This window comes from Streptomyces sp. NPDC049813 (assembly GCF_044465085.1).
In the GTDB taxonomy this organism is placed as follows: Bacteria; Actinomycetota; Actinomycetes; order Streptomycetales; family Streptomycetaceae; genus Streptomyces.
The window spans coordinates 64473-79572 of sequence record NZ_JBITLI010000019.1 but is presented as its reverse complement, the minus strand read 5'-3'; the positions used below and the strand labels follow the sequence as shown (position 1 = coordinate 79572).

Below are 15100 nucleotides of genomic sequence, written 5' to 3'. Positions count from 1 at the left end.
CACGCGACCACCCCAGCCCCACGAGGAACTCACATGACACACAGCACGGGTCCGGAGAGCTATCTGGACCAGGCCGAAACCGCCGCGCTCGACGCCCACTGGCGGGCGGCCAACTACCTCGCCGTCGGCCAGATCCACCTCCTGGCCAACCCGCTCCTGACCGAACCGCTGCGGCCGGAGCACATCAAGCCTCGCCTCAACGGTCATTGGGGTACCTCACCGGGCCTGAACTTGATCCACACCCACCTGAACCGCGTCATCACCGCCCGCCGCAGGGAGACCTTATGCGTGTGGGGGCCGGGGCACGGCGCACCGGCCGTCCTCGCCAACTCCTGGCTGGACGGCACGTACACGGAGGTCTATCCGGAAGTCGGCCGCGACGCGGCGGGGATGCGGCGGCTCTTCCGGCAGTTCTCCTTCCCCGGCGGCGTGCCCAGCCACGTCGCGCCCGAGACACCCGGCTCCATCCACGAAGGCGGCGAACTCGGCTATGCGCTCGCGCACGCCTACGGCGCCGCGTTCGACAACCCGGGGCTGCTCGTCGCCTGCGTCATCGGCGACGGCGAGGCGGAGACCGGCCCGCTCGCGGCGTCCTGGCACTCCAACAAGTTCCTCGACGCCCGGCACGACGGCGCCGTCCTGCCCATTCTCCACCTCAACGGCTACAAGATCGCCAACCCGACACTGCTCGCCCGGCTCCCCGCCGAGGAACTCGACGCCATGCTGAGAGGCTTCGGCCATCAGCCGCTCTACGTCGACACCGACGACACGAGCCGCGTCCACGACCTGATGGCCCGAGCCATGGACACCGCCCTCGACCTCATCGACACCGTCCAGCGCGAGGCCCGTCTCGGCGAGGATGTCCCGCGCCGTCCCTGGCCGCTCATCGTCCTGCGCACCCCCAAGGGCTGGACCGGCCCCACCCACGGACCCGACGGGCCAGTCCAGGACACCTGGCGCTCGCACCAGGTCCCGCTCTCCGACGTCCGCGACGACCCGGAACAGCGGCGCCAACTCGAAGCGTGGATGCGCTCCTACCGTCCGGCCGAGCTCTTCGACGAACGAGGACGGCCCCGCCCGGCCGTTCTCGCCCCTGTCCCCACAGGCGAGTTGCGTCTCGGCGCAGGCCGGCACGCCAACGCCGGCGCTCTCCTGCGACCACTGCCGCTGCCCTCGCTGGAAGAGCACGCCGTTCCGGTCAGCGCACCCGGCCGCACCTCCCACGAGGCCACCCGCGTGCTCGGCGGCTACTTCACCGCCCTCATGGAGGCCACCGCGCGGGAGCGCACGTTCCGGCTGGTGGGACCTGACGAGACAGCGTCGAACAAACTCGAAGCCGTCTACGCCGGCTCCGGCAGGGCCTGGCAGGGAGGCGAGCGGCCGACCGACGAGGAACTGTCCCGGCACGGCCGCGTCATGGAGATCCTCTCCGAACACACCTGCCAAGGCTGGCTGGAAGGCTATCTCCTGACGGGCCGCCACGGCGTCTTCGTCTCCTACGAGGCGTTCATCCGCATCGTCGACTCCATGGCGGCCCAGCACGTCAAATGGCTGCGCACCGCGCGCCGCCTGCCCTGGCGCCACCCCGTCGCGTCCTTCAACTACCTGCTGACCTCGCACGTGTGGCGGCAGGACAGCAACGGCTTCTCCCACCAGGACCCCGGCTTCCCGGACCACATCCTCAGCAAGGCCCCCGAGGTGGTCCGCGTCCACCTGCCCCCTGACACCAACACCCTCCTCGTCACCGCCGACCACGCCCTGACCACCCGCGACCAGGTCAACGTGATCATCGCCAGTAAGCACCCCGGCTTCGACTGGCTCTCCCTCGACGACGCCCGCGCGCACTGCGCCCGAGGCGCGGGGATCTGGCGGTGGGCCGGAACGGAGGAGCCCGGCCGGGCCCCGGACATCGTCCTGGGCTGCGCCGGCGAGGTGCCGACCAAGGAGGTCCTGGCCGCCGCACAACTGCTGCGCACCGAGACACCAGGGTTGTCGGTCCGTGTCGTCAACGTCGTCGACCTGGCCCGCCTGCTGCCGCCGGGCGAGCACCCCGACGGCCTGACCGACGAGGAGTTCACGAACCTGTTCCCCGCGGAGACCCCCGTGGTCTTCGCCCACCACGGCTACCCCGCACTCATCCATCACCTGGTCCACGGACGCGCCGCCCGAGCGGACTTCCACGTTCGCGGCTATCGGGAGGAGGGCACCACCACGACACCCTTCGACATGCTTGTCCGCAACGACCTCGACCGCTACCGCCTGGCCCTGGACGCCCTCACGCACGCCGTGCGCCGGCCTCCCGACACCGCCCGGGCCCGCCGCGCGTGGACCGGGACCCGCCACCGCCACACCGCGTGGATACGCAGCCACGGCACCGACCTTCCGGAGGTGGACGCGTGGAGGTGGGCCGGCTGACCCATCGCAGCGCGGATCCGCGGCGGTGACCGAGCCGGGGGTGCACAAGGGCGAGCGGTGGGCAGCCGGGCCCTCGTCGTGTCACCCGGACGGTCGTTCCGGTGGTCCTCCCCGTCGACGCGCACGGCCTCGCCGGGACTCGCCGCATCGGCCGGCCCGCCCGCCCTCTCGCCGGGCCCCCGCGGCGGTCCCGTCGTTCAATGGGGGCGTCGGAGACCGTCTTCCCCCAGGAGCAGCGCATGCCGGCGACACGGAGCCCGTCGCGGGGCGGTCGGGACAAGCCCGGAGTGCTGCGGAGGATCGGCGAGTGGTGCGCCCGGCACTTCGTCCTCGTGATCGTGGCCTGGCTGGTGGTGCTGGCAGCGTTGCAGGTGCTGAATCGCTCGTTCGGCGGAGAGTACTCGGACGACTTCACCCTCCCCGGCGCGCAGTCCACGAAGGGCGTGGACGTCCTCAAGGAGCACGACCCCGCGGCCGGCGGCTACAGCAGCCAGATCGTCCTGCGGGACACACAGAAGCCGCTCACGTCGCTGAACTCCCAGATGAGCCAGACCGTCGCCGAGCTGCAGAAACTTCCCCACGTGCTGTCCGCGCAGAACCCCCTGCCGCCGCCCGGCTCGCAGCCCTCCACCGGATCGTCACAGCAGCCGAACGTCGGGCCGCTCTCCGACGACGGGAAGACGGCGTACATCACCGTCCGCTTCGACGTGCAGCCCTCGACGCTCGGCAGCGACTACCTGCACGGGGTCGACAGCGCCGTGCAGCCGCTGCGGTCGGCGGACGTCGACGTCGAGTACGGCGGCCCGCTGGGCGAACTGGCGCGGCCCGCGGCCAACGACCGGATCAGCGAGGCGATCGGCTTCGCGGTGGCGATCGTCGTCCTGCTCGTCGGCTTCGGCAGCGTGCTCGCGGCCGGCCTGCCCCTGGTGACCGCGCTGATCAGCGTGATCGGCGGCCTGGCCTGCCTGGGCCTGCTGGCCGCCGCGTTCACCTTCGCGACCGTCTCACCGACCCTCGCCACCATGATCGGGATCGGCGTCGGCATCGACTACGCCCTGTTCCTGATCACGCGGCACCGGCAGAACCTCTTCGACGGCCTGGACCCGGTCCATGCGGCCGGACGGGCGACCGCGACCAGCGGCCGGGCCGTCCTCGTCTCGGGCTGCACCGTCATCATCGCCCTGGCCGGCCTCTCCGTCTCCGGCGTCTCCTTCATCAGCAAACTGGGCCTCGCCGCGGCGGTCACGGTCGTCTCGGCGGTGGCGGGCGCCCTCACGATCGTGCCCGCCCTGCTGGGGCTGATCGGCCGGCGCATCGACCGCCTCCACCTCCGCACACCGATCGCCGAGACGGACGCCCGACCCGGGCAAGCCGCGCACGGCACCTGGCACCGCTACGCCCAGCGGGTCGAGCGCCACCCCTGGTGGTTCCTCACGGGCGGCGTGATCACGGTTGTGGTGCTGGCGATCCCGCTGCTCTCCATCCAGCTCGGGCACATCGGCGACGGCGCGGACCCGAAGTCCTTCACGGACCGGCGGGCCTTCGACATCATGTCGGACGCCTTCGGGCCCGGTTCGAACGGACCGCTGACCGTGGTCATCGACCAGACCGACGTGCCGTCGGACCAGCGATCTGCCCTGGCCACCCAAGCGAAGAACGCGCTCACCGACGTGCCGGGCGCCGCCACCGTCACCCCGCTCACCCCCACCGAGGACGGCGACGTCCTGGTGGGCACCGCCTTCTCGAAGCAGACGCCCCAGGACCAGGCGACCACCGACCTGACCAACCACCTCGTCGACGACACCCTGCCGCAGGCCGTCTCCGGTACCGCCGCCAAGGGCTACGTCACCGGGACGACGGCGGCCCAGGTCGACTTCCGCGACATCGTCGCGAGCCGGCTGCCACTGATCATCGCCGTCGTCGTGGCGCTCGCCTTCATCATCATCCTGATCGTCTTCCGCGGACTGCTGGTGGCGCTCAAGGCGGCGGTCCTGAACGTGCTGTCCATCGCCGCCTCCTACGGCGTCGTCGTCGCCGTCTTCCAGTGGGGCTGGGGAGGACCCGCGCTCGGCGTGGCGGGCAAGGTGCCCATTGAGAGCTACGTGCCGATGATGATGTTCGCCATCATCTTCGGGCTCAGCATGGACTACGAGATCTTCCTGCTGTCGCGGGTCCACGAGGCGTGGCTGCGCACCGGCGACGCCAAGGCGAGCGTCGCGCACGCGCTGGAGATCACGGCCCGGGTGATCACCTGCGCCGCCCTGATCATGGTGAGCGTGTTCGCCGCCTTCATCGTGAGCGACAACATCGTGGTCAAGATGCTCGGACTCGGCCTCGCCGTGAGCGTGCTGATCGACGCGACCGTCGTCCGGCTGCTGCTCGTCCCGGCCGTGATGACCCTGCTCGCCGCTCACGCGTGGTGGACCCCGCGCTGGCTGGACCGACTCCTGCCGCACATCGACACCGAGGGCGAGCCCGCCCCGGCCACGGCGACCACCCCACGGCCCCCGACCGTCGAGTGACCCAGGGCACCGGTCAGGTGACGCACCTACGTCCGGTGCCGGTCGCGCGGCCCGGAAGACTCAGCAGACTCAGTACGGCCCGAACAGGCGCCGGCAAGTCCCGGCGGGGCCAGGCGTTCGGCTGCTCACCGCCGGCTTGACGTCCGTGCAGGCAGTGGGACCGGTCGTGTTCGGAACACTCGCCGAGTTGACGGGCGTCGGAGCCGCCATGTCCCTCGCCGGTCTGGCGGCGGTGTGCGTGGCGATCCGCAGGCACAGCTCCTTCGGCGACTTCGCGGGTGCCGTCGCGGATGAGCGAGGGCGCCCGGGCATTTTGCTCATTCTTTCCGTAGGGGCAGGCAGCGGATGGTTCGGCGGCCCGCCCCGCGTGGGTCATCCGGCGGCGGAGCTCGCGGCACCCCTCTGACCTGCGTGTGCGCGGCGCGCGAAGCGGAGCGTCACCGGCCGGAGCGGGAAACAGGGCCAATTGGTCTAGTCCTCACCTTGGTACAGACCATTGACATGTCTCTGACCGCAGGGCTATTCCGTATGCATCTCCCGTGCGTCACAACTGAGTTGACGCCACCTCACCCTTGGATGGCCATGAGACGTATGCGCTCCCTCCGTGCCGCCGTCACCGCGGTGGCCACCGCGGTGGCCGCTCTGGGCCTCACCGCCGTCGCGGGCTCCCCCGCCCAGGCCGCGACCCCGCTCCCCGCCCATGTCTTCGCGCCCTACTTCGAGGCGTGGACCGGCGAGAGCCCCGCCGCTCTCAGCGCCCAGTCCGGGGCCGAGCACCTGACGATGGCGTTCCTCCAGACGGCGTCGAAGGGGTCCTGCACCGCCTACTGGAACGGCGACACCTCGCTGCCCGTCGCCGCGTCCTCCTTCGGCGCGGACATCAAGACGATCCAGGGGCGCGGCGGGGACGTCATCCCGTCGTTCGGCGGGTACACGGCCGACACCACCGGCACCGAGATCGCCGACAGCTGTACGGACGTCGACCAGATCGCCGCCGTGTACGAGAAGGTCGTCTCGACCTACGACATCCCCCGGCTCGACATGGACATCGAGGTCGACTCGCTGGACAACACCGCCGGTATCGACCGGCGGAACAAGGCGATCAAGAAGGTCCAGGACTGGGCCGCCGCCAGCGGCCGCAAGCTGGAGATCTCGTACACCCTGCCGACGACGACGGGTGGTCCGGCAGCCGACGGACTCGCCGTGCTCAAGAACGCGGTGGCCAACGGCGCGCGCGTCGACGTCGTGAACCTCATGACGTTCGACTACTACGACAACGCCACCCACAACATGGCGCAGGACACCAAGACCGCAGCCCAAGGTCTCCACGACCAGCTCGCCAAGCTCTACCCCACCAAGACCGCAGCCCAGCTCTGGGGCATGATCGGCATCACCGAGATGCCCGGCGTCGACGACTTCGGCCCGGCCGAGACGTTCACCCTCGCCAACGCCAAGGACGTGTACGACTGGGCGGTCGCCAAGGGGATCAACATGATCTCCTTCTGGGCGCTCCAGCGTGACAACGGCAGCTGCCCGGGCGGCGCCGCCGGGGACACCTGCTCCGGCATCGCGCAGAACACCTGGGACTTCTCCCGCATCTTCGCGCCCTTCACCAGCGGCACGACCGCGCCGGGCAACGACTTCTCGCTGACGGCCGCCCCCGCGTCGGGCACGGTCAAGGCCGGCGTCTCCACGACCGCGACGGTCCGGACCGCGGTCACCGCGGGCAGCGCCCAGTCCGTGCAGCTGAGCGTCAGCGGCGCGCCCGCCGGGGTCACCGCCGCCCTCAGCCCCGCGTCGGTGACGGCCGGCGGGACCTCGACGCTCACCGTCACCGCGACCTCGGCCGCCGTCAACGGCACGTACACGCTGGTGGTCGCCGGCGCGAGCGCGTCGGCGGCGCACTCGGCGACGTACACGCTGACCGTCACGGGCGGCAGCGGCAACCAGTGCACGGCAGCCCCGTGGGCCTCGGGCTCGGTCTACACGGGCGGGCAGCAGGTCTCGTACAAGGGCCACACCTGGAAGGCGAAGTGGTGGACGACGGGCGAGGAGCCCGGCACCACCGGCGAGTGGGGTGTCTGGCAGGACCTCGGCGCCTGCTGATCCCCGCGCGGCCCCCAGCGGGCCGGGCGCTCCCGGGGGCAGCGGCTTCCGGGCTCCGCCCCCGTCACCGCTCCGGTGGCGGGGGCGGGTTCCGATCCAGGCGAGCGCCTCAGCGCTCCCTGGAGGGAGCCCGCCGCGGCAAGGAGCACCGTGCGGGAGAGGAGGGCCAAGGCCGAGCTCAAGTACGAAAAGCCTGGGTCGTCACCGCGGGTCTCGCGTTGGCAGTCATCACCACGCGCTTCGAGCGGCCCCGGGCGTCCGTGGTGCTGCTGCGTGGCAGCGCCGGGGTGGACACCATGGACCGCCTGGAGGCGACGTTCCCCCCGGCTGCCGTCGTCGCCCGACCAGTCGCGGTCTTAGGAACCGAAGCCGCGGCCCCGGTTGTCCATCTGGACACCGGGAAGCAGCCCGGGCCCGGAGGAGTCGAGCAGCGTACAGGCGTCGAGCCGGGCCGGGGAGTCAGTGGCCGGTGCCGGGCGCCGCGGCACCGGGCCCTCGGTGAGCACACCGATCACGTGATCGGTGGCGGCGTCGGCCCCCTGCGCTCCACGGGCTCAAGAGGACGAGAGCGGCGCTGACGCACCCGCCACGGCCAGGACCCACCGCCGCGGTCACCCGCGGAGTGTGCGCGGCCGGTGCTGCTGGGGGCGCGTCACGTCAGTTCAGTTCCACAGCACATTCCTCAGGAGTTCGTTCGTGCGGTCCTGGTCGGTCGGGCGCATTCCGGACTTCGTGGAGTTCTTCCAACTCATGGAGACCATGGGGGTGTCACCGTCACCGACGCTCACCGCGGACCCGGCGTACCGCCCACCGGAGGCCGTCTTGGCGCGCAGCCCCTTCGCGATCTTCTTGGCGGCATTCTTCGACGTGCTCAACACGCACAGTTTCTCGGTCGACGCGGAGCCGTGGGCGCGGCCGCCGATCCCGGCCAGGGTGACGCCCTGCTTGCGGTACCCGGCGCTCTTGCCGTACAGACTGGCCTCGTACACGTCGTCGCCGAGGCAGTCGCTCACCGCCTGGTAGGCGGAGTCGTCCGCGACGGAGTGCTCCGGCTCCCCGAGCGGGAGGACGGGACCGCTGTCGAACCACTTCGTGACGCGTACGGAACCGGACACGTCGAAAGTGGCCTGGCCCTGCTTGCTCAGGCGTACGCCGCCATCCTTGTCCGAGGACCGGTAGCCGTCCTTCTCCATCGCTTTGCGCGCCGCCTCCACGTCGAACGTGCCCGACAACCGCTGCGCCTGGCCCGCGCCCACCATCAGTGCGGTGTCGACGTCCTTCACGTCGAAGCCGTACGACTCCTTCGCGGAGGCGGCGGTCGTGCGCCCGCCGCTCAACTCCCAGATCCCGAAGTCGCCGAGTCCCGCGTACAGCGCCTTGTCGGCGGCGACGAGCCGCCGTACGGCACCCACATCGCGGTACGTCATGGTCTGCTCGGCCGCCGACACGGGGAGACCGGACAATGCCGAGGCGAGTCCGGTGCCCCCGTCACCGCCGCCCTTGCCTTCGTCACCCTCGGCTCCACAGGCCGCGACGCCCATGCCGAGCACCCCGGTGAGCACCAGCGCCACACACCGCTTCGTTCCCGTCTGCATACGCGGCAGTCTGGCAGGCGCAGATCACGTCGCGGCCACGACGTCTTCGCGCGCCGCCGGCACGGGTGGTGGCAGGGACGTCCTGCTCGTGCGGCCTGGCCGACGGGGGCCGGGTTCGGGGCAAGGGTCGCGGTGATCCGTTCACCGACGTGCGTGGGTTCGACGGACAGGCTCTGGACGACGGCTGCCACGATTCCCAAGCCGCCCGACCTGGGCGGCGGTGGGGGAGTACGCGCTGCTGTTCGTGGCGCTCACAAGCGCTGCCGGTGCGCCTGGTGCTGCCGCTGCACGCCCTGTCCCGTGCGACGGCCGGGAGCCGCAGCGGCGCGAGGATCCCAGGGACGTACTTGCGGGACCTCTCAGGCGACTTTGACCCAGATCCGATAGGCGCCGGTACCGCCGGAGTTGGCGAACGGCAACCTGCCGAGCAGCCGGTAGTGCGCGTTCCCGGCGACGGCGGTCGCGACGATGTCGTCCACCCGTGGGTTGGTCAGCCCGTCCAGGACGATCAGGTCGAACTCTCCGTCGCGCACCGCAGACCGGTAGGCCTCGTCCCCCGCGTGGTACGTGCCCTTCGCGTCCGTGTACTCCATGCCGAAAACGCTCTGCCACTGCCGATGGCTGCTCTGCGCGCGCAGGTAGTACACAGGCACCTCGGGCGTCGAACTCAGGTAGTGACCCTCGGAGTTCACGTACGGGGAGATCGTCCGGATCATCCGCGTGGAGTCGGGCCACAGTCCGAACCGCCACTCCGCCTGCTGGATGCCCAGGCAGAGGACCGCCGACCACACCATGATGCCGAGCTGCGGGTAACGGAAATGCGCTCCCACGAGCCGGGTCAGCCCGACGCCCGCCATGGGCGCCGCGAAGAACAGGCCGAAGCCGATGTGCTTGTACAGCGAGACGACCGTGGCCAGGTGGATCTGGTAGGCGGGCGCCAGCACTGCGGTGCCGCACAGCAGCAGCCCGAGCAGCACCCGCCAGGACCGGCCCGGATCGCCCAGCCTGCGGGCGAGCGGGGACTCGTTCATCCGGCTGCGGCACACGTACGAGACCGCGCCGCCGACCGCCGTGATGAACATCAGCCCGCCCCACTCGGCCGACTGCTCCAGCAACCGGCCCGCGCCGTCGCTGCCGTGCACACGGTCCGTGGTGGTCTGCCGGACACCGTCGAGCAGATCGGTGCGGTACGCGCCGGCCGCCAGCAGCACGCCGATGCCCACGACGAGCAGCACCGCGCGCAGGATCGCGGACCCGGCACCGCGCCTCGGCCACGCCGTGAGCAGCGCGAGCCCCACGATCGTCATCAGATACAGGGCGGACGCGTACTTCACGCCGACGGCGAGCACGGCGACGGGGGCGGCGAGCAGGACCGCCACGGCGGGCAACCGGTCGGTGCGCACCACGATCCAGGTCGCGCATGCCAGCAGGAACAGTGCCATCGCGTCGTACGTGGCGTAGTGCCCCATGACGACCGTCGACTGCACGACGGCGAACAGCCCGGCCGCGCCGAGCGCGGTCCGCTCGTTGAAGAGGCGGCGCGTGATCGCGTAGAGCAGGCCGGTGGTGCACAGCATGAGGACGAGGCTCATCAAGCGGGCGCCGGCCAGCCCGTACACGCCGTCCACGAGGGCCGCGAGCACCGGGTACAGCTGCGGCGAACCCGAGAAGTAGGCCGCGTAGTCCTTCGGCAGCGGTGTCCCGTGAAGCAGGTGGCTGAGTTCCGCGTGCCCGGCGGCCAGGTAGAGCGCCTCATCCTGGAATGCAGTGTTGGTCAGCCGCAGCGACAGGGCCGCCTGGATCGTCATGATGACGAGGAGCACGCCCCGGCCGAGCCAGACGCGGCGGCCGCTTGCTGCCATGACCCAGGCGGCTTCGGGCATCTCGGGTATCTCGTAGCCAGGCCCGGCCGGCGCTTCGGGCGCCACGGTCCGCATCGCGAGCGTGGCCCGGTCGGGCTCGCGCGGCGGCGGCACCGAGAGCCGCGGGAGGAGTTCCCGGGGGTACGGCGACGCGCCCGGCCCGGACCGCTCCTGCGGCCGGGGCACGGCGGACTCGCCGCCCCGGGTCACCGCGGTTTCCGGACGTCGAAGCCGAAGCGGCCGTCCGCGGCGAGCCTCCTGAACCGTTCCAGCGCAGGCGGGTCAGCCTCCAGCCGCCAGTCGGCACGCTTGTCGTAGTTGAACCACACGAACCCGATCAGGTCGTCGTCGCCCGTCACTCCGGCGAAGAGATGGCGCACGTCGGCGTCGCGCCGCCGCCCCGGTTCCGCGGCGGTCTCCACGAGGAGCATCGGTTTGCGGGTGAACGTTCTGATCTCCTTGGTCGACCGGCCGAAAACGGCGTCGAACGAGGTCGCCCCGGCGCCCGCGAAGTAGCCGACCAGGCCGACCCAGTCGACGTACGCGTCACCCGGGTAGTACGGCGCGAGCCGCACGCCGGGCATCGGATCGACGACGTTCGGCGACCAGGCCCAGATCACGTTCGCCGCGCCGACCTCGGCGAACGTGTCGTGCAGGTGGCGCCAGGCCGCGACGTACTGCCGCGGCGTCGCGTGCCGGGTGCCCCACTTCTCCCAATTGCCGTTCATCTCGTCGGCGAAGTCGATGACGACCGGCAGGTTCAGTTTCCGGACCGCGGTCGCGTACTCCCTCAGATACGTGTCGTGCTTGCCCGCGGCGACATCGGCGAGCGACACCGCGAACGGCTCCCAGGACATCAGCGTCAGTGCTCCCCCGGCCCAGGCGTTGCGCACCCCGGTGGCGTCGAAACCGTCGCCCCAGGCCGCGTAGTACTCGATCAGGTTCGGCCGCTTGCCCGTCATCTTCGTGTACGCGTCGACGGGCCCCATCGAGAAGGGGGCACCGTCGACGGCGACGCCGTAGTACTTCTTTGCGGGCTTCAGCAGCGGTGTCACGTCATAAGGAACGGCCGGCGCGGACGCGCCGGCCCCCTTCTCCCCGCCGGTGCCGTCCGGCCTGCCGCTCCCCGGGCCCGCGTGTTCCCCGGCCCGTGAGCAGCCGCCGATGACGAGCACGGCGGCGAGCACGAGCCCCGTGCAGCGCAGGGCCTTGCAGACACTCAGCGGCATCAGAGAGCACCCTCCGCTCGGGGCTGGACCAGTACCCGGCCCACGACGAGGGCGTAGAAAAGTCCGGAGGACAGGATGAGGACGAAGTCGGGCGCGTTCATGGTGGACATGCGCCACACCGCCGCGCCCACCCACAGTGCGGCGGTGCCACCGCTCCAGGCCCACATGCCGATCCAGAACCGCCGGGTCCCGCTGCGACGCGCGACAGAGGAGCCGGTGGGCAGCCAGCCCATCCGGTTGCGGCGCAGGATGTCCCAGATGGCGAAGACGTGCGCCCAGCCGTACATCAGCCGCGCCGCCCACGCCTCCAGGCGGTAGGGCGCCCTGTGCCACATCGGGAAGACGACCGTCGTGTAGAGGATGCTGGGCAACAACAGGGGCAGGTGCCGGAGTTGCAGTTTGTCCGGCATGGCGAGCAGCAGCACGAGCGGGACGACGGGCGCGGCGAAGGTGAACAGCGCCGTATGGATGTAGTAGAGGAACCCGGACAAGTAGCAGAGCCTGCTCGACAGTTTGATCCTCCGCTGCCAGAACTTCCTGCTGCCGAGCAGGCTCATGGAGCCGGAGCACCACCGGTACTGCTGGGTGAAGAAGGCGGCGGCGCTGTCCGGGCAGACCCCGGTGGACAGGGCGACCGGTACGTACCGCAGGTCCCAGCCGAGTCCCCGCAGATCGAATCCGGTGTGCACATCCTCGGAGTGTTCGACGAGCGTGGTACCGCCGTTCTCCTCAAGGGCCGCCCGCCGGTACACGGCGCAACTGCCCACGCAGATCGCCCCGTCGCTGCCCTGCCTGGAGACCTGGACGGAGCGGTAGAACAGCTCCTGTACCGCCCCTGCGCCCCGCTCGATCCAGTTCTGCGAGTCGAGGACGCGGAAGTACTGCGGAGACTGGACGATGCCGACCCGCTCGTCGGCCTCCGCGTACGGCAGCAGCTCCTCCAGCAGGTCGGCGCGCGGGGTGAAGTCGGCATCCAGAATCAGGATGTACGTCCCGTGGGACTGTCCGAACCCGAAGTGCAGGTTCCCGGCCTTCTTGAACCAGCCGCGGTTGTCCCTGGCCCCGTAACGGAATCCGAAGTCCCGTGCCATCGCCGCGAGTTCCTGGCTGGGCTGATCGTCGAGCACGAACGGGACGCAGGGGCCCGGGTACCGGTCGGCCATGGCCCGCACATGTCGCCAGGTGTTGTGCAGCACCGCTATCGGCTCACCGCACACGGGCAGGAACACGTCGACGGACGGGTGGTTGCGGGGTTGCCAGCTGCGCACCAGACGCCGGTGGTACCTGATGTCGAAGTCCCGGGTGGCACCGTTCACCCGCAGGGACACGAGGTAGTAGACGACGGTGAACACGAGCAGCGGCGCGTACGCCCACAGAACCGGTGCGGAACGGGCCAGTTGGACCTGGCTGACCATCAGGCAGCCGAAGCTGAGAAGCGAGCCGGCCGTCAGGACCCACAGCCGCCGCCGGGTGTAGGAGTACTTCTCGTGGTCCGACGGCGGCAGCGGCAGCAGCCCGTACTGCTTCTGCGGGTCCCGTCGGTGCGTGGCGCGGCGCCCGCCGGCCCGCACGGAACCAGAAGAACTCATGCCCGGAACCCCCCTGGCCCTGGCGGACCCACGTCATCCCCACCGCAGCCGGCCACCCCACTCGAACCCCTGGCCGGACCGCGGCAGTACAGCAGAGTCACCAGTGTCACATCCGAACAGGCGTGATGCCGGGGACTTTCCGCTCTTACTCCCGCCTCGGCCACAGACCGGTGGGTCGTGCCGACATCGCTGGACCGGTGACCGGCAGCGCGGGTCAGTCGGTCGACAGCCGGGAGTCTGTGCGCGGGCTCTGCCGGCTCCGGTAGGCGGCGACGCCGGCGCGGTGCGCGCCCGCCCGGGAGAGGGCCACCCGGGAGGGGAGGCCCTTACTCGACGAAGACCTTCACGGAGTCGGCGCTCGTGCCATTTCGGTTGACGCCGACGAAGAAGTCGCTCCCGATGTGGGTGATGTCCTCGATCTCGTCGGTCAGGCCGTTCCCCGGAATGCCGATGTCGCTCTCCACGTCAGCTCCGGACCAGTTGTACTGGTACACCCAGTTCCACCCGGTGTCGGGCGTCGACGTGTTGATGGACTTGGCGTTCCAGATGTAGTTCTCGGAGCAGTCGATGCCCTGGTCGGAACGGTTGTCGTGACTCGTCAGGTTGCTCCTGACCGGCGTCCACCCGCTCGTCAGCGCACCGCTACCGGCATGGGTCCACAAGTTGCCCAGCCGACGCGCGGCATATTTGCCGGCTCCGTCGGCCGCCGTCGCGCTGTAGCAGAAACCGCTGATGTTGCCGATGGGCAGCCGGACCACCTCGTTCGTGCCGATGGAACCCGACGGGTCCAGATGAACGATCGTCACATCGGCGCTCGGGAAGGCCGACTGACTCCCTTGCGTGGCGATCAAGGCTGGGCCCTGCCCCCGGTAGTCCGGTTGGTAGGCGAGGTCGTTGCCGTGGCCGAGGGCGGGTATGGAGGTCGGCGCCCCCGCACAGGTCCAGCTGGCACCGTCCCAGGTCGAACCGTCACGCAGCCATCTGGACAGAACCGGCTCCGCCCCACCCGCCTTGGTGAAGACGATGTAGAGCTGGCCACCCGGCCCCGCGACCATGCCCTGCATGACGGTGCGGCCTGCCTTGCATGCACTGCTGTTCGGGATGCTCAGCCGTTCTGCCCCGCTCCTGTCCGTAGCCGCCGAGGCAGACGTCACCGAGCCCATGGCGATCCCGGTCAAAAGTGCCAGTACGGACGCGAATCTCAGTGGTTTCCTCACCCGAATACCCTCCCCTGTGGATAAGGAAGGGAGGCTAGCATTTGACGTGTACCGCGCATAAGGGGCGGCGCCGACGCGTTGCGACTGCGGCAGGGCCCGCCGATTCGAGCGCACGCGAGCCAGTCCGCCCATTTTGCGGCGCAGAAAAGCAGCGTCGAATGGCCGACTTCCCCGGCCCCGAGCCGTCCGGGCAGATCACGCAACTGCACCACGCTGGAATGGTCCAAGCACTCCGCCTACGACTGGTTCAACCCTGACAACCTCACCCGGCTCAAAGAGAACCGCAGGCCAGGAGAGTTCTTGATCCACGACCTCATCGCACGAGCCATCGCAGATCGCCCGGACAAGCCCTGGCGCAGGGCGGCTACGTGAGGAATGCAACCCCCGGGGCTCGATGCTGCTGCCTCCCGGCGCTCTCCGCCCTGGTGCCGCGGGGGGCCCCCCCGGGGGGGGGCCCCCCCCCCCCCCCCCAACCCCCCCCCCCCCCCCCCCCGGCCCCGGGGCGGTGCGGCCCCCCCCCCCCGGGGGGTGGGGCGGGGCCCCGGGTGGCCGGGGCCCCGGGGAG

General features: G+C 70.6%; 8 protein-coding genes. 3 read left to right on the top strand and 5 right to left on the bottom strand.

What is annotated here, in order from left to right:
• Positions 1-33: 33 nt before the first annotated feature.
• The 3 genes from ACIBW6_RS30630 (at position 34) to ACIBW6_RS30620 (ending at position 7043) form a co-directional block, all read left to right on the top strand.
• Positions 34-2415 (top strand): phosphoketolase, encoded by a 2382-nt coding sequence (locus ACIBW6_RS30630; RefSeq protein ID WP_399065302.1) that lies wholly within the window; start codon positions 34-36, stop codon positions 2413-2415.
• A 239-nt stretch (positions 2416-2654) separates the two neighbouring features.
• Positions 2655-4937: an MMPL family transporter gene (locus tag ACIBW6_RS30625; protein WP_399065300.1), complete on the top strand. Its 2283-nt coding sequence runs from the start codon at positions 2655-2657 to the stop codon at positions 4935-4937.
• Positions 4938-5519: 582 nt separating this feature from the next.
• A complete protein-coding gene (locus tag ACIBW6_RS30620; protein ID WP_399065297.1) occupies positions 5520-7043 on the top strand; it encodes a chitinase in 1524 nt (507 codons plus the stop codon).
• 662 nt (positions 7044-7705) lie between these two features.
• Here the strand turns inward: ACIBW6_RS30620 and ACIBW6_RS30615 are convergent.
• The 5 genes from ACIBW6_RS30615 to ACIBW6_RS30595 all read right to left on the bottom strand — a co-directional run bounded on the left by ACIBW6_RS30615 (position 7706) and on the right by ACIBW6_RS30595 (position 14496).
• Positions 7706-8638 carry a hypothetical protein gene (locus ACIBW6_RS30615; RefSeq protein ID WP_399065295.1) on the bottom strand — a complete coding sequence of 311 codons (933 nt, stop codon included), beginning with the start codon at positions 8636-8638 and terminating at the stop codon, positions 7706-7708.
• 359 nt (positions 8639-8997) lie between these two features.
• Positions 8998-10710 (bottom strand): ArnT family glycosyltransferase, encoded by a 1713-nt coding sequence (locus ACIBW6_RS30610; RefSeq protein ID WP_399065293.1) that lies wholly within the window; start codon positions 10708-10710, stop codon positions 8998-9000.
• Complete coding sequence (locus ACIBW6_RS30605) at positions 10707-11729, bottom strand: glycoside hydrolase family 26 protein (protein WP_399065292.1); 1023 nt, start codon at positions 11727-11729, stop codon at positions 10707-10709. The genes ACIBW6_RS30610 and ACIBW6_RS30605 overlap by 4 nt, the downstream gene beginning before the upstream one ends.
• On the bottom strand, positions 11729-13144 hold the full coding sequence (locus tag ACIBW6_RS30600) for a glycosyltransferase family 2 protein (RefSeq protein ID WP_399065458.1): 1416 nt from the start codon (positions 13142-13144) through the stop codon (positions 11729-11731). Before ACIBW6_RS30600 ends, ACIBW6_RS30605 begins: the two co-directional genes overlap by 1 nt.
• Positions 13145-13644: 500 nt before the next feature.
• The gene (locus ACIBW6_RS30595; RefSeq protein WP_399065290.1) at positions 13645-14496 is read right to left on the bottom strand and encodes a hypothetical protein; all 852 of its coding nucleotides are present in this window, start codon (positions 14494-14496) and stop codon (positions 13645-13647) included.
• Positions 14497-15100 lie beyond the last annotated feature (604 nt).

What these genes read in the sequence shown, in the direction of transcription:
- ACIBW6_RS30630 (WP_399065302.1), top strand. Translation starts at nt 34, where the DNA reads ATGACACACAGCACGGGTCCGGAGAGCTATCTGGACCAGGCCGAAACC.
- ACIBW6_RS30625 (WP_399065300.1), top strand. Translation starts at nt 2,655, where the DNA reads ATGCCGGCGACACGGAGCCCGTCGCGGGGCGGTCGGGACAAGCCCGGA.
- ACIBW6_RS30620 (WP_399065297.1), top strand. Translation starts at nt 5,520, where the DNA reads ATGAGACGTATGCGCTCCCTCCGTGCCGCCGTCACCGCGGTGGCCACC.
- ACIBW6_RS30615 (WP_399065295.1), bottom strand. Translation starts at nt 8,638, where the DNA reads ATGCAGACGGGAACGAAGCGGTGTGTGGCGCTGGTGCTCACCGGGGTG.
- ACIBW6_RS30605 (WP_399065292.1), bottom strand. Translation starts at nt 11,729, where the DNA reads ATGCCGCTGAGTGTCTGCAAGGCCCTGCGCTGCACGGGGCTCGTGCTC.
- ACIBW6_RS30600 (WP_399065458.1), bottom strand. Translation starts at nt 13,144, where the DNA reads ATGGTCAGCCAGGTCCAACTGGCCCGTTCCGCACCGGTTCTGTGGGCG.